Source organism: Arthrobacter sp. U41, assembly GCF_001750145.1.
Classification (GTDB): Bacteria; Actinomycetota; Actinomycetes; order Actinomycetales; family Micrococcaceae; genus Arthrobacter.
Genome location: NZ_CP015733.1, coordinates 104,285 through 121,741, shown reverse-complemented (window position 1 = coordinate 121,741; position 17,457 = coordinate 104,285). Strand labels below are relative to the sequence as shown.

The 17,457-nt window shown below is 61.4% G+C and carries 18 protein-coding genes and 2 pseudogenes; 14 read left to right on the top strand and 6 right to left on the bottom strand.

What is annotated here, in order from left to right:
• Window positions 1–183: 183 nt before the first annotated feature.
• From ASPU41_RS20485 to ASPU41_RS20465, 5 genes are all read left to right on the top strand, one after another.
• Window positions 184–1,128 (top strand): hypothetical protein, encoded by a 945-nt coding sequence (locus tag ASPU41_RS20485; RefSeq protein ID WP_069952923.1) that lies wholly within the window; start codon window positions 184–186, stop codon window positions 1,126–1,128.
• Window positions 1,125–2,045, top strand: a complete 921-nt coding sequence (locus ASPU41_RS20480; RefSeq protein ID WP_069952922.1) for a choline kinase family protein — start codon at window positions 1,125–1,127, stop codon at window positions 2,043–2,045. Before ASPU41_RS20485 ends, ASPU41_RS20480 begins: the two co-directional genes overlap by 4 nt.
• A gap of 226 nt (window positions 2,046–2,271) precedes the next feature.
• Window positions 2,272–2,571, top strand: a complete 300-nt coding sequence (locus tag ASPU41_RS20475) for a hypothetical protein (protein WP_069952921.1) — start codon at window positions 2,272–2,274, stop codon at window positions 2,569–2,571.
• The gene (locus tag ASPU41_RS20470; RefSeq protein ID WP_069952920.1) at window positions 2,568–4,109 is read left to right on the top strand and encodes a sodium:solute symporter family protein; all 1,542 of its coding nucleotides are present in this window, start codon (window positions 2,568–2,570) and stop codon (window positions 4,107–4,109) included. Before ASPU41_RS20475 ends, ASPU41_RS20470 begins: the two co-directional genes overlap by 4 nt.
• A 280-nt stretch (window positions 4,110–4,389) precedes the next feature.
• Window positions 4,390–5,652, top strand: a complete 1,263-nt coding sequence (locus ASPU41_RS20465; protein ID WP_069952919.1) for a M20 family metallo-hydrolase — start codon at window positions 4,390–4,392, stop codon at window positions 5,650–5,652.
• A gap of 130 nt (window positions 5,653–5,782) precedes the next feature.
• Here the strand turns inward: ASPU41_RS20465 and ASPU41_RS20460 are convergent, their stop codons facing one another.
• A complete protein-coding gene (locus ASPU41_RS20460; RefSeq protein ID WP_069949528.1) occupies window positions 5,783–7,027 on the bottom strand; it encodes an ISL3 family transposase in 1,245 nt (414 codons plus the stop codon).
• Window positions 7,028–7,264: 237 nt separating this feature from the next.
• Between ASPU41_RS20460 and ASPU41_RS20455 the strand changes: the two genes are divergently transcribed.
• Together ASPU41_RS20455 and ASPU41_RS20450 are read left to right on the top strand one after the other, a co-directional pair.
• The gene (locus ASPU41_RS20455) at window positions 7,265–7,711 is read left to right on the top strand and encodes a hypothetical protein (RefSeq protein WP_157357162.1); all 447 of its coding nucleotides are present in this window, start codon (window positions 7,265–7,267) and stop codon (window positions 7,709–7,711) included.
• A gap of 674 nt (window positions 7,712–8,385) precedes the next feature.
• The gene (locus ASPU41_RS20450; protein WP_069952917.1) at window positions 8,386–9,108 is read left to right on the top strand and encodes an IS3 family transposase; all 723 of its coding nucleotides are present in this window, start codon (window positions 8,386–8,388) and stop codon (window positions 9,106–9,108) included.
• A 57-nt stretch (window positions 9,109–9,165) separates the two neighbouring features.
• Here ASPU41_RS20450 and ASPU41_RS20445 read toward each other — a convergent pair whose 3' ends face one another.
• The 4 genes and pseudogenes from ASPU41_RS20445 to ASPU41_RS20435 all read right to left on the bottom strand — a co-directional run bounded on the left by ASPU41_RS20445 (window position 9,166) and on the right by ASPU41_RS20435 (window position 10,973).
• Window positions 9,166–9,441, bottom strand: coding sequence for a hypothetical protein (locus ASPU41_RS20445; protein ID WP_083266736.1), 276 nt, complete (start codon window positions 9,439–9,441; stop codon window positions 9,166–9,168).
• Window positions 9,435–9,653, bottom strand: a complete 219-nt coding sequence (locus tag ASPU41_RS20440; protein WP_069952916.1) for a hypothetical protein — start codon at window positions 9,651–9,653, stop codon at window positions 9,435–9,437. The genes ASPU41_RS20445 and ASPU41_RS20440 overlap by 7 nt, the downstream gene beginning before the upstream one ends.
• Before the next feature lie 96 nt (window positions 9,654–9,749).
• A pseudogene (locus ASPU41_RS23600) lies at window positions 9,750–9,969 on the bottom strand (aldehyde dehydrogenase family protein); the annotation flags it as partial.
• A 104-nt stretch (window positions 9,970–10,073) separates the two neighbouring features.
• The gene (locus tag ASPU41_RS20435; protein WP_069952915.1) at window positions 10,074–10,973 is read right to left on the bottom strand and encodes a helix-turn-helix transcriptional regulator; all 900 of its coding nucleotides are present in this window, start codon (window positions 10,971–10,973) and stop codon (window positions 10,074–10,076) included.
• Between the two features lie 591 nt (window positions 10,974–11,564).
• Here ASPU41_RS20435 and ASPU41_RS20430 point away from each other — a divergent pair.
• The 5 genes from ASPU41_RS20430 (at window position 11,565) to ASPU41_RS20410 (ending at window position 15,490) form a co-directional block, all read left to right on the top strand.
• Window positions 11,565–11,783 carry a hypothetical protein gene (locus tag ASPU41_RS20430; protein WP_069952914.1) on the top strand — a complete coding sequence of 73 codons (219 nt, stop codon included), beginning with the start codon at window positions 11,565–11,567 and terminating at the stop codon, window positions 11,781–11,783.
• A 77-nt stretch (window positions 11,784–11,860) separates the two neighbouring features.
• Window positions 11,861–12,907 (top strand): L-glyceraldehyde 3-phosphate reductase, encoded by a 1,047-nt coding sequence (mgrA, locus tag ASPU41_RS20425; RefSeq protein ID WP_069952913.1) that lies wholly within the window; start codon window positions 11,861–11,863, stop codon window positions 12,905–12,907.
• A gap of 154 nt (window positions 12,908–13,061) precedes the next feature.
• Window positions 13,062–13,907, top strand: a complete 846-nt coding sequence (locus ASPU41_RS20420) for an aldo/keto reductase (RefSeq protein WP_069952975.1) — start codon at window positions 13,062–13,064, stop codon at window positions 13,905–13,907.
• A gap of 479 nt (window positions 13,908–14,386) precedes the next feature.
• The gene (locus ASPU41_RS20415) at window positions 14,387–14,779 is read left to right on the top strand and encodes a hypothetical protein (RefSeq protein WP_069952912.1); all 393 of its coding nucleotides are present in this window, start codon (window positions 14,387–14,389) and stop codon (window positions 14,777–14,779) included.
• Between the two features lie 3 nt (window positions 14,780–14,782).
• A complete protein-coding gene (locus ASPU41_RS20410; RefSeq protein WP_083266735.1) occupies window positions 14,783–15,490 on the top strand; it encodes an RES domain-containing protein in 708 nt (235 codons plus the stop codon).
• A gap of 393 nt (window positions 15,491–15,883) precedes the next feature.
• Here the strand turns inward: ASPU41_RS20410 and ASPU41_RS20405 are convergent, their stop codons facing one another.
• Entirely contained in the window at window positions 15,884–16,378 is a 495-nt protein-coding gene (locus ASPU41_RS20405) for a hypothetical protein (RefSeq protein WP_331712781.1), read from the bottom strand.
• A gap of 92 nt (window positions 16,379–16,470) precedes the next feature.
• On the opposite strand from ASPU41_RS20405, the gene ASPU41_RS20400 reads away from it, so the two are divergent.
• Both ASPU41_RS20400 and ASPU41_RS20395 read left to right on the top strand, forming a co-directional pair.
• The gene (locus tag ASPU41_RS20400) at window positions 16,471–17,163 is read left to right on the top strand and encodes an ArsR/SmtB family transcription factor (protein WP_069952910.1); all 693 of its coding nucleotides are present in this window, start codon (window positions 16,471–16,473) and stop codon (window positions 17,161–17,163) included.
• Window positions 17,133–17,431, top strand: a pseudogene (locus ASPU41_RS20395) (integrase core domain-containing protein); the annotation flags it as partial. The gene ASPU41_RS20400 and the pseudogene ASPU41_RS20395, both read left to right, overlap by 31 nt.
• Window positions 17,432–17,457: the final 26 nt, after the last annotated feature.

The following is a 17,457-nucleotide window of genomic DNA, read 5'->3' as shown; positions in this document are numbered from 1 at the left end:
TTAACCCCTCGCGGCTCTCTGCCGCACAGGCTTCGGAAAGGAACCATCCATGTCAAGAACCTTAACGGGCTCTAGTCTCGGACTGCCTGCGGAGGAGACCGTCCTCATCGGGCATCGACGGCCCGATGTCGCAGGCACAGGGACGAAAGCTCCGCAGATCGTCCGTCAGCGGATTGCAAAATCATGATGGAACAGCAGGTCCTTGCCGATTTTTGCGAGGAGCATGAACTGCGCGGCGTTGACTGGTCCGCCCCTGTTCCACAGGTGCCCTCCCCCAGCTGGTGGGCGTCGGACAGCAGCCTTTACCAAGGCTCAACGTTGGAGCATGTCCCAGTCATGGCCAAAGTCGTCTCCCGGTTCTCGTGGTCGTGGCGCAACAAGGACAACCTCATTAGGGCCGCGGTGGCCGCCGGCAACGCAGGCATCGGACCCCGCGTGCATGTAGCCGATCCACAGCGAGGCATTCTCCTCATGGAACGAATGCCTCCCGAATGGCGGGTGGGACGTCTCGATCTTCTCCGCCTTCCGCAGGTACGGGCCAACCTCATCAAAGCCCGACAGGACTTTGCCAATCTCGACCTCGACCTGAGTCCTCGCAGCGCGTTCGTGGACCTCGACCACCTCCAGCAGGAGTGCGCTGACCGCCGCATTACCCTCGATCAACGGCTCACCGACGCTATAGACAGGGTGGAAACCTTCCGGCGCCCACTATTGGCCCACCAGAATTGCTCCCGGTTCGTTCCATCCCACGGAGAAGGAACCATTTCCAACGTCCTGGTCGGCCCAAACCATCAAATCAAGCTCATCGGATGGGGATCAGCAGCAGCACTATCCAAGGCCCACGATGCAGCGTTGCTGATGTCAGAAGCGTGTCCCACGGTGCTGTCTGAGGAGGAGCTTTTCGAGGAACTGATGCCACACGGAACCGAGAGCGATTATGCCGCCGCCGCACTCCTGCAGGTCCTCGAGCACCTGCGTTGGGCACTGTTGATCTCACTACGTGCAGCAACAGACGACACCGCCGCCGGGCTCGACTCGACAAAGTACGGTCTATGGCGCATGACCCTGGCAGAGATCCGACTCATGGACGATCAACGCACAGCCCGGCTACTGGAGGGACTCTCATGATCAGCCCGGACCTGAACAAAGAACTCACCCGAGTTGTCTACCTCAATGATGAGTGGCGAAGCCGTCCACTTACCATTGAGCCGCAAGCTGGAGGCCTGACCAACGACAATTTCCGGATAACGGTCGACGGCTACGACGGCACCCTGTTCGGCAAGATCCCCGGTCCCGGAACTGAGAAGTTCATTGACCGCAAAACAGCCAACTCCGCCGCCAAAGCAGCAGCGCAGATTGGAATCAGCCCCCAGGTCTACGTCTTTGACGAGCAAAGCGGCATCGAAATCTCCGAGTTCCTCACCGAATACCACCCGGCGACCACCCTCGATTTTCAAGACTTCGAGGTCGCCGCTGGCGCCATGGACCTTTACCGGAAATGGCACAGCACCCAAAAGCTTCCCCAGACCAAGACCATGATCGACATGGTCGACGAGCACTTCGACCAGATCCAGGTCAGTGGAATTGAACTTCCCGGCTGGACCGCGGAGGTACTGCGAAACTACAGGCAAGCCGCTGCTGCTTTCACGGCTTCCGGTCTTGACCTGGTACCGGCCCACAACGACCCCATGCCTGGAAACTTCCTGCTGGCCGACGGACAGCCGATGAAGCTCATCGACTTCGACTACGCAGCAAACAACGAAGCCAGCTACGAGCTCGGCCTGATACTTACTGAAATGTTCGTCGGGGAGGACGAGGCCAGGGAACTCGTCGAAAGATACGCGGGAGGCCCCAATCCGCAGCTATTCGCCAGGGCCCAGATATCAAGGATGATCGCCGATACTAAGTGGGGCCTGTGGGGCCTGATTAATTCCGCCGTTCGGGATGATGACTTCGATTACCACAAATACGGTCTGTGGAAGCTCTACCGGACCTTCTATATTGCTGGCAACCCCTACTTCGATAAGTGGCTGAAGCAGGTCTAGCCACTAAACCCTCAAAACTAATTGCTTCAGGCATTCCATAAGCTAATCCGCTGGCCTGACAATCTCTCCGGATGCGAAATAACCGGCAACACCAACGATGCCCACAATTCCAGAAGGAGCCCATTTCATCCCGTAGTTCCCATCTGGACCGCCATCGCAAAACGGCCCCGAGCACAAGCTAACCGGCAGCATTAGCAAAATTACGAGCAAACACAAGGTGGATAACATGAAACGCTATATCCGAGGACTCAGTTCCCGGGCCATTTACACGGCGTTCGGGGTCGCTTACGGCCTCGCTCTCGTCATGGCCCTCTTCCCGCCGCTTTACCTCTCAGCCAGCGGTGTCGCCACTCCAATTCTCGGGATTCCATTCGCCATCGCGTACTGGATCTTCGACGCACTCCTTGTCGGTCTCGCGCTCTGGGCACTGTATGCCGCCGAAGACATTCGCGGTGAGCTCGACGACGAACCCGAAGCGCTTCACCTCTCATCCGCAACGACTCCGACCATGAAGGACATTCGATGATTATCATGTTGGCGATGCTCGCCGTCTTCTACCTGATCGTCATTGCGATCCTTTACGTGACTCAGCAGCGCACGAAGCCTACCTTTGATGAATACGCCGTCGGCGGCCGCAGTTACGGACCTTGGTATGTCGCCATGTCTTACGTCAATTCGTGGTGGCCCGGTGCCACGTTCATCGCATTTTTCGGACTTGCGGCCGGTGCCGGCGTTTTCGGCATGTATGCCCTCGCTTATGCCACACTCGGAGTGGCATTCATGTACCTGATGGCGACCCGCGCCTGGCGTTGGGGAAAGAAATACGACCTGCGCACCCAGCCGGACCTGCTCGGTATGCGCTTCCAGTCCGGCGCAGTCAAGAGGGTCGCCAGTATCATCGGTGTCGTCTCCCTCTTCCCCTGGGTCGTTCTCGGGATGCAGGCACTGGGCAGCCTTTTCGAGGTCGCCAGCGACGGGGCTTGGTCAGTCACCGCCTGCCTTATCGTCGGCCTAGTGCTCATCATGATCCGCCAGTTCTGGACAGTGAAAATGGGCATGCGCGGCCTTATCATGACTGACATGTTCCAAGGTGCAGTCGCCTACATTGGTTCAGCTGTCGTCTGCGTCATCCTGCTCATCGGAGCCGACAACAGCCCCATCAGCTTCGCCGACCTTTCGACCGTCGCAGACAAGTACCTCCGACTGCCGGGCGACGGCGACTCCTACGGCCCCCTCTACATCTTCAGTCTCATCTTCACGGGCGTCATCGGTTCGCTCTGCTGGCCCATGAGCTTCCAGCGCATCTACACCGCCTCCGGCGTCCGCGCCGTGAAGTCGGGCACGGTCCGTACCGTGCTCATCTCCGGAGTGTTCTACACGCTCCTGATGCTCGTCGGCATCGCCGGAACCCACGTCGCGGAGGTCGCGGAAGCTCCCCAGCAGGGCTGGTTCACCCTCCTCAGTCAGTTCGGTGGCACATGGATGCTCGGCCTCGGGGTCACAATCGTGTTTGCCGCATCGATGGGCCACATTGACGGCTCCGTGCAGGTCGCCGGACTACAGATCGCAAACGACATCATCAACAGTGATCGCCGTAAGTTGAGCGATAGACACCTCACTGTTGTTGCAAAGTCGAGCATGGTCGTCTTCATGGCGGTGGCGGGTGTCGTCGCCTACATCACCTTCAATTTCGACCGCCTGCAGCTGCTCGCCCAAATCTCATACCAAGGCATCATCCAGCTCGCAGTCCCACTTTTTTTGGGAATCTTCTGGCGAGGGGGCAACAAATACGGTGCTGTTGCAGGCATGGTCAGTGGCTTCATGATCGCCGCCGTGTTGACGGTAATCTTCCCCGACGACATTCCAGCCCTCGGCAGTCTAACCGGCGGAGTAGTGGCGCTGATTGTCAACGTGATCGTCTTCCTTGTCGTCTCCGCGGCGACCGGACAGAGCGCAACCGAACGCGCCCGCGTCGCCGGATTCTTTGACGCGGCCAAGGCGCCCGTCAGGACGAAGCAGATCCCGGACGAGATGCCCCAGCATGAACCGATCCTGAACGACTAGCCACAGGCACCGCTAGGGCCGTCGCCAGCTATACGGCTGGCGGCGGCCCCGTCATAACCTCCGTGTTCCGCCCCTACACCGATTTCCGTCTGCGTTGAAATCCACGTAGAACTGGGCTGGCGACGTGAAGCCGGCGGCATGAACCTCGGAGTAGCAGATCGATGCTGGGATGCCTGCAAGTTCGATGTGGAAGTAAAGCATTACCGGTGGCATCACGACTGATCTTCCCGCCGCGTCGGCGGGTATCACCTTGAAGAACTAGGCGAAGGAGACCTGACCCTTGAACATTATCGACGAATTCACTGCCCTCTCGGAGATCGGAGCAACATCGGGCGGCGGGATGCATCGTCTCTGCGCGACTTCGATCGATGGAGTCGCCCGCGACTGGCTGCGCGGGCGACTCGAAGCGGCCGGAGCGCGAGTCCATGTGGATGAGATCGGCAATGTCTTCGGACTCTTCGAGTTTGTCCCGTCTGCTCCTTATGTGCTGACCGGCTCCCACATCGACAGCCAGCCTACTGGCGGGAAGTACGACGGCGCGTACGGAGTGGTGGCGAGCTTGGTCGCTGCCGCTGGCATTGCCGAAGGGGTGCATCGCGGCGAGATCGTGCCACGCCGTAACCTCGCCGTCGTCGCCTGGACGAATGAGGAAGGCGCCCGCTTCCAGCCGAGTCTTATGGGATCGTCCGTGTTCACGGGCGCGCTTGCGCTCGATAAGGCACTCCTTGTAACGGACCCCGCAGGAATCAGCGTCGGGGAGGCGCTCGAGGCGATCGGTTACCGAGGAATTGCTCCCCTCGACGTCCCCATCGAGGCGTACGCCGAGATTCACGTCGAACAGTCTTCGAGCTTGGAGCGGAACGGGATCGACGTCGCCGCCGTCACGGCGAGTTGGGCAGCCTACAAGTACAACCTCGAGATCCTAGGTGAGCAGTCCCACACCGGCGCCACTCCGATGGCCGAGCGACGGGACGCTCTCTTGGGTGCGGCGCTGGTCATCGCTGGAGTGCGGACCATGACGGACTCCCGTCCTGAAGGTCTGCTTCACAGCTCGGTTACCGAATTGCGGACGTATCCGGAGTCCCCAAACGTCGTCACATCGCACGCGACTATGCACGTGGAGATCCGCTCGGCAGACTACGACGCCCTCGCGCCCGCGGAAGCCGAGTTCCTCGAGCTGATCGAGAGCGCGGCGACTGCTGCCTCGGTGGATATCAAGATCCAACAATTGTGGCACCGTGAACCCGCTCGGTACTGGGAGCCGAGTGAGCGGATCTCCCATGCCGCCGCTGCACGCGCCGATCTCAGCAGCATGAGTCTGCTGACGGTGTCGGGACATGACTCGATCGCCCTCAACAAAATAGCTCCCACCGTGATGCTCTTCGTTCCGAGCGCGGGAGGCTATGCCCATTCCGAACGGGAATTCACGGAACCCGATGACCTCTGCAACGGTGTGAAACTATTGCACGAGGTGCTGGTTGATCTTCTCTTCGGCGATCTGGACCGAACCGGTTACGACACCGACCCGTATCGCGCCACATAGGGCTCGCCGCATCCGACTGCCTCGACAAAGGACGCGGTCGGACAGCGAGGCCGCTGAAGGGAAGTAGGGTTCTCTCATTCTATTTGAACTCGTCCTACTTTAGGCTCTCCTGACGTGAATGTGGGTTCGGTTATGTCTGGTATGGGAGTTTGATTTCGACGGGTCCGCAGGCGAGCATGATCAGGGCGAGGGCGGCTTCGGGGGTGTGGAATCCGTAGGATCTGCGGGTCATGGTGCGGATCTTGTTGTTCAGTCCTTCGTGGCGGCCGTTGGAGAGTTTCCTGGTGACTGCTGCGTGGATCCCTTGGGTGTGGGATCGGATCGTGGCGGCGGCCCTGGCGAACTCGCGGATGTTGGATTTGGCGGCGAGGTCGCACCAGGTGGTGATCATCTCCATCACGTCATCGGGGTTGAGGTCGCCGGCGAAGACCTCCCGGAGGGATTCCTTGAGCTGGTAGGCGTCCCAGAGCAGCCCTCCGGTGCGTTCGAGCCCGGCCAGGGTGGCTTGTTGTTTTTCGGTGAGGTTCTGCGGGTTTTTCAGCAGCACCCAGCGGGTTCCTTTGAACTTCTTCGCGATGTCCTGATCGGGCAGCTCACGGGTCCGTTGCCAGATGGAACGGCGGAAGGCTTCCAGCGCGTTGGTGGCGACCTGGATGACGTGGAACGGGTCGTAGCAGATGACCGCGCCGGGTGCGTTGGTCTTCACGGACTTGGCAAAAGCCGGGCCCATGTCCATGCTGACGGCCTCTATCGCCGCCGTGTTCACCGGTCCGATCTCCTTGAAGAATCCATCCAGTGTCGCCGCGTTCTTTCCCGGTGCGCCCCAGACGATCTTCGAGGTGGCGTGGTCCGAGACGAGGGTCAGGTAGCGGTGGTGTTTGCGCCAGGAAATCTCATCCACGCCGATATTGACCAGGCCTTCGAAGCGGCTCTCATCGAGTTGTTCGGCCACGACGCGTTCACAGATCGCCCCGACGGTCCGCCACGCTATCCGGGCGAAGGTGGACACCGTGGTCTTGTCCGCACGGGTGACCAGCCAGGCGATCATGTCCTCAAATTCCGTGCTGAACCGGGAGCCGGGCCGGGCGAACGGCACGCCCTGCACCACGACGCCGTGGCTGGGGCAGACCAGCCGCCGGCGGAGCATTGTGAGCACCAGGACCCTGCCGGCGAAATCCAGATGCCGCCACGACGATTCCGCCCACCGGGTGTCATACCCGGCCATCGTTGAGTAGCTGCAGTGCGGGCAGTCCAGGCGCTTGCGGGCCTTCAACGCCACCCGCACCAGCAGCGGACCCCCGGCGCCAGGATCAACGTCAACAACCCGGACCCCGGCCAGATTCAAGACGCCGTTGAGTAGAGTAGTAGCACGCATGGGTAGCTCCGAAATTTGGACAGTGTGAGAACTCCCAAATCTACCGGGCTACCCATGCCTCATAACACGCAAACCCTGACCCACACTTACGTCAGGAGAGCCCTACTTTAGCGCCGATAACTTATCTTACGAAAAGACAGAATGACGTAATCGTTCTTATCACCGCTAAAGATTCAACCACCGCCAAGCAGTTAACAATGATGGCATGAAAACCGCGAGCCAAGAGAGTAGGGGATTATGACCATTCAGACAGCTCCAGTTCCTCTCGTCATAGCCGTTCAAGCAGGAAGGGAATTAGATGCCGCCTTGGACAGAGCGGTGGATCTCTTGACGCCCGCGGCCATGGCCGAACGAGTTGGTGTCTTGGTAACGCGGCTCGCCCCAGGCCGATACGAGGCTAAGCTCTACGCCGAGCTGCCTCCGGACACAACAGAGGAAAGCTGGGGCACGTCGCTGCTATTCCTCTGGATCAATTTTTGGTCATACGGAGGCGGTGCCTGTGTTGGGGAACTGGTCGCCTTTTTTCAGGGTTCACAGGAACTATCAGAAAATGACGCGGTGGTGTTGGGCCTCGTCGTCGACGAATTCCACAACCCTGACGAGGCGGCGCAGTTTATGTACCCTCTATCGACGCGCAACGGGAGTTCCCGTGTCCAACTCCTACCTCCGCACAAACTGGCATGAACGGGTATTCATGGGGCGGGAGTTGCCATCTTCGTTGTTCGGCAAAGCGGAACGGGAGGCATGGTGATGCGTGGCGGGGTCGGGGTTGAGCACATGACAGACAGCTCCTACGGTCGTAGGCTCCGGATATGTTGGTTGGGTCCCCAGGTAGAAGTCCGGTTGCTCCGGGTCCCTTTTGGTAGACCGGCTATATGTGAGAGGTGCATAGTGACTTCGAGGGGGTCATGACATGCCTTTTGAGTATCCTGCATCCGTCCGCCGGGGGCTGAGTGAACGTATGCGCCAGGGAGAAGCTGTCCTTGCCGTTCATGCCGAATCCGGGATCTGTCTGGGCACTCTGTACCGATGGAAGCACCAGGCTCTGGTGGATGCCGGTCTTGCGTCGGGAACGCCGAGCACGCCGGCCCCGGACCTGCAGTCGGCTGCGAAGAGGATCCGGCAGCTTGAGGACGAGCTGGCAATCGTGAAGGCCGCCAGCGCCCTCTACGACGGGCAAGTGGTGGTGCCCCCAAAAGGAAGTTCGCGATCGTCGATGGGCTCGTCGCCCAGGGCTTCTCAGCCAGAAGTGCCTGCCGCACCGTCGCCCTGAACCGTTCGACCTACATTAAGCACCTTCGCTGTGAGCTCCCGATCCGTGCCATCAGACGACGCATCGTGGCCGACTATGTGGTGAGATTCACGGGCAGTCCGGCGGGACGTACGGCTGGCGCCGGATTCGTGCCGAGCTGCTGGATGAGTACGAAATGATCGTCAACCGCAAGCTCATCAAGGCTGTCATGCGGGAGCAGCGAATTGCCGGAGTTCCGCGCGTCAGGGTCTTCCGCAACCCGCTGGCAGACAAACGCATGGACGCGGATCTGGTCAAGAGGGTCTTCACCGCCGATGGCCCCAACAGACTGTGGCTGACCGACGTCACGGAGCATCCGACCCGTGAGGGAAAGGTCTATTGCTGCGTAGTGCTCGATTGCTTCGCCCGGACCGCCGTGGGCCGTTCCTTCTCAACGATCAACGACACGGCCCTAGTGAGCCGGGCAGTCAGCCAGGCCCCCCACAGCCGTGATCGGGACGGAGCCACGGTCATGCATTCGGATCACGGCACGAATTTCACATCCTGGGGATTCAGCGAAAACCTGCGCCAGTGGGAGCTTACCGCCTCGCTGGGGAGCGTGGGCGATTGCTTCGACAACGCGGCCATGGAGACCTTCTGGGGGCGTATGCAGACCGAATTGCTGGATCTGAAACGGACCTGGCAGACAGTCATCGAGCTGGTGACCGCCATGAACGGCTGGCTCGATTACTACAACGGCAAACGCCGGCACAGCTACACCGGATATATGAGCCCTGACGCCTACGAAGTACTCTGGAACGACATCAACAATCCGCTCCTTTTCATATAAGACCGGTGGAACAACCGGGACCCCTATCAACTTGACCAACCGTTCTCGGCCAGGCAGTCAAGGGAGCGGGCGGGCGGCAATGATCCTGAGTTCGGTTCCGGGCAGTTTCTCCACCAATCGGCGGGGACGGATTCCTTCCTGTGCAAGCCACAGAATACATCCGTCCTCGGTTACGGCTTCTACTCTGCCGTGGTCAATGAGCTTTCCGTTTTCATGAATGTCGACACTCAGTCCTTCGAGGAGCACCCATTCATCGGCGGGTTGCCACGTCGTGGCGCCGTCCGGCATGTCGCCGGCCGTTTCGACGTATCCGTTGCCGGGCTTACTTACCACGCCTGTTTCTCTCTCGTAAGGCCAAACGGGACATCCTCGTGGAGGGCAACGGTGAAGCGGCCGGGTGCCTCATGAGTGACGAGGATTCCTCGAAGGCCTTCCGTTATGGCTTTTTCCTGGGTCAGTTTCACAACATGGTTGAGCTCGCGTTCCAGTTCGTCCTTGTTGGTTGCGGTGATGGTAATGGGGCGGTCCTGGGTGTTTTCGTTCATCGTGCTTCCTTTCCGTATGGCTGTGACTGAATGCTTCCGTATCTCCAAATCACTTCGTAGAGCCAGTCCTCGCAGTTCCCGGGGTGTTGGCTGGGTTCATGATTCGGACCGCCAGGTCCATGGTGCGCTGTTCGGCCAGTCAGCATAGGGGTCCGCGGTCCCGATGTAGTGCAGGTGGTGTATTCGGCGATGCGTTGGGAGCCGCCCTCGCGGCCCGGTCCGGAGGGCTTTTGACCCCGCCGAACGGGGCGGCCACGTTGGAGATGATTCCGGGTCGGAAGCACACCACGCCGAGTCCGATCTGTTCGGTCACGCGCCGGACCCCCATTGAAAGCAGACTGAGTCATTTGCTCCAGAACCGGGTTAGCGGCCGGAGGGATTCAGCCGTGGGTTCCGTGACGGGCGGGCTTGCAGGCTATTTCAGTGGGTCTGGGTGTCGGATGCTTTGGTGATTTCGAGTACGTGGGAGGCTTCCGGGGCGGGGCTCTGTCCAGCGCCGTAGCTGCCAAGCAGTGCCAGGGAATCGGCCGAGGGTGAGCCGGGTTTGGCGGAGAACACCCGCAGCACCTGGTCGGGGTCCTCACGCAGGGCCAGGTCTTCAAAGTTCAGTTCCAGGTCACCGACGACCGGGTGGTGGAGTCGCACAGTGCCTGCGGACGCGGCGGCCACGCGGTGTCCGGCCCACCACCGGCGGAAGTGTTCGCTTTGTACTGCGAGTTCGCCGACGAGCTGGTTGGCTTGGGCGTCGTTGGGGTGTCGTCCGATATCGGCGCGCAGGCCTCCGACTGCTTCGGAGGCGACTGTTTTCCAGTCCCCGAAGAGTTCCCGCGCCCTTGGCTCGAGGTGGATCCAGCGGGTGAGGTTCCGTTCGGCCGCGGGCATGGCGGTGAAGTCGGCGAGCAGGAGGAAGGCCAGGCGGTTTCCGGCCAGGACATCGGTGCGGCGGCCCAGGACCAGGGCGGGCACGTTCCCGACGGCGTCCAGGAGCTGCTGCAGCGCTGGGCGTACGGTCTGGGCCGGGTTGGAGGGCCGGGAGTTGGCACAGTTTTCCAGGAGATCAATCATGTGTGACTGTTCCCCGGGGTCCAGGTTCAGTGCCCGGCCCACTGAACCGAGCACGGCCCGGGAGGGGCGGATGTTGCGGCCCTGTTCCAGCCTGGTGTAGTAGTCGGTGCTGACGTCGGCCAGCCGTGCGACCTCTTCACGGCGCAGCCCGGGGACCCGCCGGGCTGCGCCGCTGGAGGGCAGCCCAACCATCTCAGGCGTGATGCGTGAACGCATTGCCTTCAGGAACTCCCCGAACTCTGCACTTTGACCCATATCTCCCATTCTCCATGCCCACGCTTCCGCTTTCCATGGGTGAGGGTAGGACTGCCAGTCCTAGGAAAAGCAGGGCGTGGCGTACCTGCTTACATGGCGGGCGCAGGCGCATAGTCTTTATCGCGTGGCCGGTCAGGTAGTCCGGCGCTCCGCCGGACTTATCCGGTCGGCGGGTTTTGTGGCTGAACAATCGTTTCCCTGCGGCTAATAGAGCCGGACACGTTAAGATAAGAAGACAACTATGGACTTTTCCTTTGTGATGGCAGCCCACGTCAACAGGACAATGAACCACGAGGGCTACAGTGCATTACCGGACGCGCCGGTTGTTGCACCCCAAACACCCCGGCGGCCAAGCCGAAGCGTCGCGTTCGCACGCAGACGCCTCGCGCCGCTGAAGGGGTGGTTGGCGGGTGCTCTGCACCGGGCCGCCTGGGCAATTGAGCCTGACCTGCGGGCTGTGACCGGTCCGGAATGTTTGAGCGCAGCTGCCGCGCTTGCGGCGGCCCGGCAGAGTGACACCAGACCAGGCAACCGGTGACAGGGGATGCCCTGAATCCCGCAAACGCCGTTCAGTCGGAGGGGTAGAGCTCGTTGGGCGGGGCGATCGAAGTCCTCGGCTCGTCGTTGTTGGTCCAGCTTGTGGTGGGCGCTTACGCAGGCCTCGTCAGCCGGGGCTGCTTAATTGCCAAGGGCCGGGTGGACCTTGCGGCAGCAGATGGGAATACCGCGTGGGTCTGGCTCGACGGGGGAGTTGGGCGCCGCATCGTGCAGGCCCAGGACGGGATCGGCCTCACCGTCCTGGAGGAATAGATCCGAGGTCGCCCACATCCACGCTGCGAGTATCCAACCCCCCGGAATCGAGACAACAACTAAAGGACACTGAACACATGAGCTATGCCCCAGCGCAGGACCGATACGATTCTATGCCGTACCGCAGGGTCGGGCGCAGCGGACTGAAACTTCCGGCCGTTTCGCTTGGCCTCTGGCACAACTTCGGCGATGACAAGACCTTCGAAACGCAAAGGGCCATCCTTCGTAGGGCTTTCGACCTTGGCGTCACGCACTTCGATCTGGCCAACAACTACGGCCCGCCGAGCGGCAGCGCGGAAACGAATTTCGGCCGGCATCTGGCGGATGACTTCAAACCGTACCGTGACGAACTCGTCATCTCCACCAAAGCCGGATACCGCATGTGGCCGGGGCCCTACGGGGAGTGGGGATCGAGGAAGTACCTGCTGGCCAGCCTGGACCAGTCACTGGAACGCATGGGCCTGGATCATGTGGATATCTTCTACAGCCACCGCCCGGACCCGGACACACCGCTGGAGGAAACCATGGGCGCGCTCAACACAGCGGTCCGCTCGGGCCGGGCACTGTACGCCGGCATCTCCTCATACTCACCCGAAAAAACCATCCAAGCCGCGGAAATCCTCGCCGATCTCGGCACACCGCTGCTCATTCACCAGCCCTCGTACTCCATGCTCAACCGGTGGACCGAACACGGTGACCCCAACCTGTTCCAGGCCCTCGAACAGGTCGGGGCGGGGTCCATCGCCTTCTCACCGCTGGCCCAGGGATTGCTGACCACACGCTACCTGGACGGCGTCCCGGAAGACTCCCGGGCAGCGGCGGGCAAGTCATTGGCAAACAGCCATCTCTCCCGGGAGAACCTGGCCCGAATCCGCGGCCTGAACGAGATCGCCGCCCAGCGGGGGCAGAGCCTGGCCCAGATGGCCATTGCATGGGTCCTGCGCCCTCAGGAGAAGGGGACACCGGTCACCTCAGCCCTGATAGGAGCCAGCAGCGTCCGGCAACTCGAAGAGAACCTCGCGGCAGTCTCAGGCCCGGAATTCACCAGCGAAGACCTTCAGAAGATTGACGAATTCGCGATCGAATCCGACATCAACCTCTGGGCTGGAGCGCTCCAGGCCTAGAGTCACGCATTCCTCCAGAGCACGAACCCACCAACAGCGGCACGCAACTACCCGGTCACATCAAGGACGGGCTCTGCCACACCCGTCCGGGTTACCCGGGCACCGGGAGCGCCCGGGTAACCCGATGCCGCCCCCACCGACGAAAGAACTGATGATGTCCCAGACGCAAGAAACAACCATCCCCACGGTCACCCTGAACAACGGCGTCAAGATCCCTCAACTCGGCTTCGGCGTGTTCCAGGTCCCCGAAGAGGACACCCAGCGCATTGTTGAGGACGCTCTGGAATCCGGCTACCGCCACATCGACACCGCGGCCGCATACCGGAACGAAGCCGGCGTGGGCGCCGCGATCGCCGCGTCGGGGATTCCGAGAGAGGAAATCTTCGTCACGACCAAACTCCGCAACGGCGAGCAGGGGCTGGTCTACGAGGCGTTCCAGAACAGCCGAAACGCATTGGGCCTGGATTACGTGGATCTGTATCTGATCCACTGGCCGGTCCCGTCCCAGGGGCTCTTCACCGGAGCCTGGAAGGCCATGGAAAAACTGTACGGCGACGACCTGACACGTGCTATCGGGGTGTCCAACTTCCTCGAACCACACCTGGACACCCTCCGCGCGTCGTCAGACATCATCCCGGCCGTCAATCAGATTGAAATCCACCCCACCTTCCAGCAGCGCGACCTCGTCGCCACGAGCCGATCCCGGGGCATCGCCGTCGAGGCATACAGTCCCCTGGGCCAGGGCGCGGATCTGGACTGCGGCACCGTGAAGGACCTTGCTGCCAAGTACGCGGTCACGCCCGCCCAGATCGTGCTCGCGTGGCACCTCGGCACCGGAAACATCGCCATCCCGAAAACCTCCTCGGCTGACCGCATGCGGCAAAACTTCGAGGCCGCTGCGATTATTTTGAGCCCCTCGGAACTGACAGCCGTCAACGCACTCGAAGAGGGCGCACGGATCGGGACGGACCCCGCCACAGCCGCCTTTACGCAGTTCTAAGACGCCTGCGGCGATGCCGGGGTGTGAGGACCCGCGAAGCGACTTGCCCCAATGACAACGAACCAGCCAGCTCCCGGTGGCGCCAGTTCTCGGGTTCGCAATCGACCAGCCGCACGCGGACTCCCACAATCGAATCCGCACCGGCTGCCGCCTCGGCTACAGCTTGTTCTATATTCGCATTCTGTCGACTCCCGCCATCCGCACAGCGACGCCCTCCAGTCGCCGGAGTGCCCCAGCCTGAAGAAAGTTACACTATCGGCCAGATAAATCGGCGCAGAACATCTTCGCGCGGTCAGAAAGAACTTGCGGCCCCGGGAAAGTTTAGAATTCTTCTTCATTTTCGGGCGTCTGCCTAAACGCCGATAATGGACCTTCCGTCAACCTAGGTTGACGTAATCGCTGTTATCGGTGATTGAGCATGTGATTTAGGATGTGTTCGGACCCTTGATCCAGTAGGCCTTTTCGTGGGACCATGAACTATGACTGCAGTGACAGGCGCCCGCGGCGGGCTGAAGGCGCACCAGAATTCCATCCGCTTACCCGACGACGTGCTGGTCCGGGATCTGAGGGACCTGCTGGGAGCAAAGCTGGTCGCCTACATCGGTTCCGTGAAGGAAACCCGGGCCGTCCGGCAATGGGCCGACGGGGAACGGAAACCGTCCGCCGACGTGATGCATCGGCTCCGCACGGCCTACCATGTGGCGGCCCTGCTCGCGGAGCGGGATTCCCGGGCCGTGGTGCAGGCCTGGTTCCAGGGGATGAACCCGCAGCTGGATGATGTCCCGCCGGCGCGGCTGCTCCGCGAAGGCCAGCTCGACGACGCCGGTCCGCAGGTGCTGGCCGCTGCACGCGCGTTCGCGGCCGCAGGCTGATCGGTGGTTTCTGCAGAACTGACCGCGGCCGAGGCCGCCGGGAGGGTCTGGCGCGTCGGTTTCCGGCCGGAACCGTGGGCCTGGAGCGGCTGGGAATGGGCCACCGACGGCCGGTTCCCCGGACGGTGGGATGACCTGCACGGCAATTTCCGCACCATCTACGCCGGCTCGAGCCTCTTGGCGTGCCTGTTGGAGGTTCTGGCGCATTTCCGCAAGGATGCCAGGCTGAGCGTGGAGCTGGACGAGATCGTTGAGGACGACGAGGACAAGGTTCTTCATCCCACCATCGCCCCGGGACAGGTCCCCAGGGAGTGGCTTGAAGTGCGCGCCGCAGCGTCGGCGGAGCTGTCCGGGCGGTATTGTGCCGTGACCGCCTCAGGCAGCGTCGCGGCCCTGTACCCGCACTTCATCGGACTGGCCCTAAGCCTGGGTCTGGCTGACTTTGACGCCGCGGCACTGAAGGACGCCCGGCCACGTCACCTGACCCAGGCTGTAGCCTCCTGGCTCTACGAGATGACAGACTTCGATGGCGTCACTTTTGCCTCCCGTCACGGTGACGATCTCCAGCTCTGGGCCGTCTTCGAGCGCCCCGGCGACCCAGCAATCGCGCCGAACATCCAAGATGTAATCGGCGAAGAACCACTGCAGTACAACAGCCCGGAAATCAGCAACGCCTTCCGCCTCCTCGGGCTGCAGTGGGAGAACGACTAAGGCGCCTTTTTCAACGGGCCCACTTCCACCCCGAAGCCCTTTCCCGCGTGGAAGCCCTATGGCTGGCCTGGGAACCGGCTCCTACATTGGGGAGGGCTTTGACTGTCCGAAGCTGAACACCTTGTTCCCTGCGGCACCTACTTCCTTCTAAGTCAGGCTGGTCCAGGGGTCCTTTGGTCCCTAAGTGTGCACGAGTTTTGACGAATTGGCCCTTTCGGAGGTTTGTTTTGATGGCTGCCGCGCTGTGACGGGGTGGCTCCTTCCCAGAGCTCTGGACGTCCGTGATTTACTGCTTCATGAGTCGCGCAGGGCCTGGGCAACATGAACTGATTCGCCCGGTGCATGACAGAGCGCCAGGCTGGATCAAGGGATTCAGTCCCCGTAGGGTGAGTGTCAGTGGTGTGTCATCGCGGGGCTTCGCATTCCGCTGTAGGCTGCCACCACCCCTACCAGGAAAATGAGAACGGCGAGGTAGATCAGGCCGAGGTGCCCAAGCGTGGCCAGACCCCATGGGTAGTGCGCGGGTAGGGCCACGGCGAGACCGACGACCGGGACGATAACGGCTGTGGCGAAGGCCCACCGTTCTCCACGGCGCACCCCATACCAGGACAGGCCTGCGACGGCCAGGACGGTCGCAGCGATGAAGCCGCTGACCGCGATGTGCAGATGGCTGATGTAGTGATACAGCTGCGGGCTGAACGCCTCGATCTCCGCCTTCCCCTTGTCCACTTGATCGGGGCCGATGCCCAGCTCGAGAAAGGCGTCCGTGAAGTTGAGTACCAAGAAGATTATGGAGTACCCCACGAAGGCCAGCCCGGCCAGCGTCATGAGAGCGGCTCCTGTCCGGAGGCTGGACTGTTTCCCTTGGGGAGTTTGGATGGTGGACACAGCCACCGCCCCCTTTCTTATTTAAGTGGGTACTTGAATAAGAATCCCCTGACGGTAGGCTTGTCAAGAGAACTCTTGAATAGGAGACGCGAGTGGGCGACCAGCAGGAAAAGGATGCGCTCTTCGACGCCCTCGTGGAAGCTGCCAAGGCGTTGGGGAACGGCAGGAGGGCGCAGCTGATCGATATCCTTGCCCAGGGCGAGCGGTCGGTTGACGAGCTGGCCGCAGAGATCCACCAGAGTATGGCCAACACATCCCAGCACCTGCAGCGCTTGCTGCGAGCCGGCCTCGCCTGCTCCCAACGCTCGGGGACGCGGATCTACTACTCTCTTGCCAGCCCGGCAGTGGAGCGGCTATGGCGAACACTTCGGGAGACAGCCGAAGCGCACTCGGGGGAGCTGGGCGATCTCGTCCGTGCCTACGTCGGCGATCGCGCCGACCTGAGCATGATCACGCGCGACGAACTGCTGCTGCGGCTGCGGCAGGGCGACGTCGTTGTGCTGGACGTGCGGCCGCAGCCAGAGTACGAAGCCGGACATATCCCGGGTGCACTTTCCGTGCCCTTCTCGGACGTTAAGTCTCGACTGCGCGAGGTTCCCCCGGGGAGCGAAATCATCGCCTACTGCCGCGGACCATACTGCCTGTATGCGGACGAGGCCGTGCGGCTGCTCACGGACGAAGGGCGCGTCGCCACAAGGCTTGAGGAGGGCTTCCCCGAGTGGAAAGCGGCAGGGCTCCCGATAGAACAGTCGGCCACGGCCCGGAATTCACCGCCGCAGCACTGATCGAGTGGTGCAACACCGCCGGCGTGGACAACGCGTTCATCGACCCGGGAGCACCCTGGCAGAACGGCTTCATCGAATCCTTCAACGCCCAGTTCAGAAGGGAACAACTCTCCGGAGAAATCATGGACTCCATGCCCGAAGCAAAGTATTTGGCCGAGGAATGGAAAGCTGTCTACAATCGTGAACGGCCCCACGGATCCCCGGACGGCATGACGCCGAAACGCTACAGGGAAACTGGACGCAAGCAAAACAAATAGCTATCGCATAAACGCTTAACAGGGGCAGCTTGGCCTG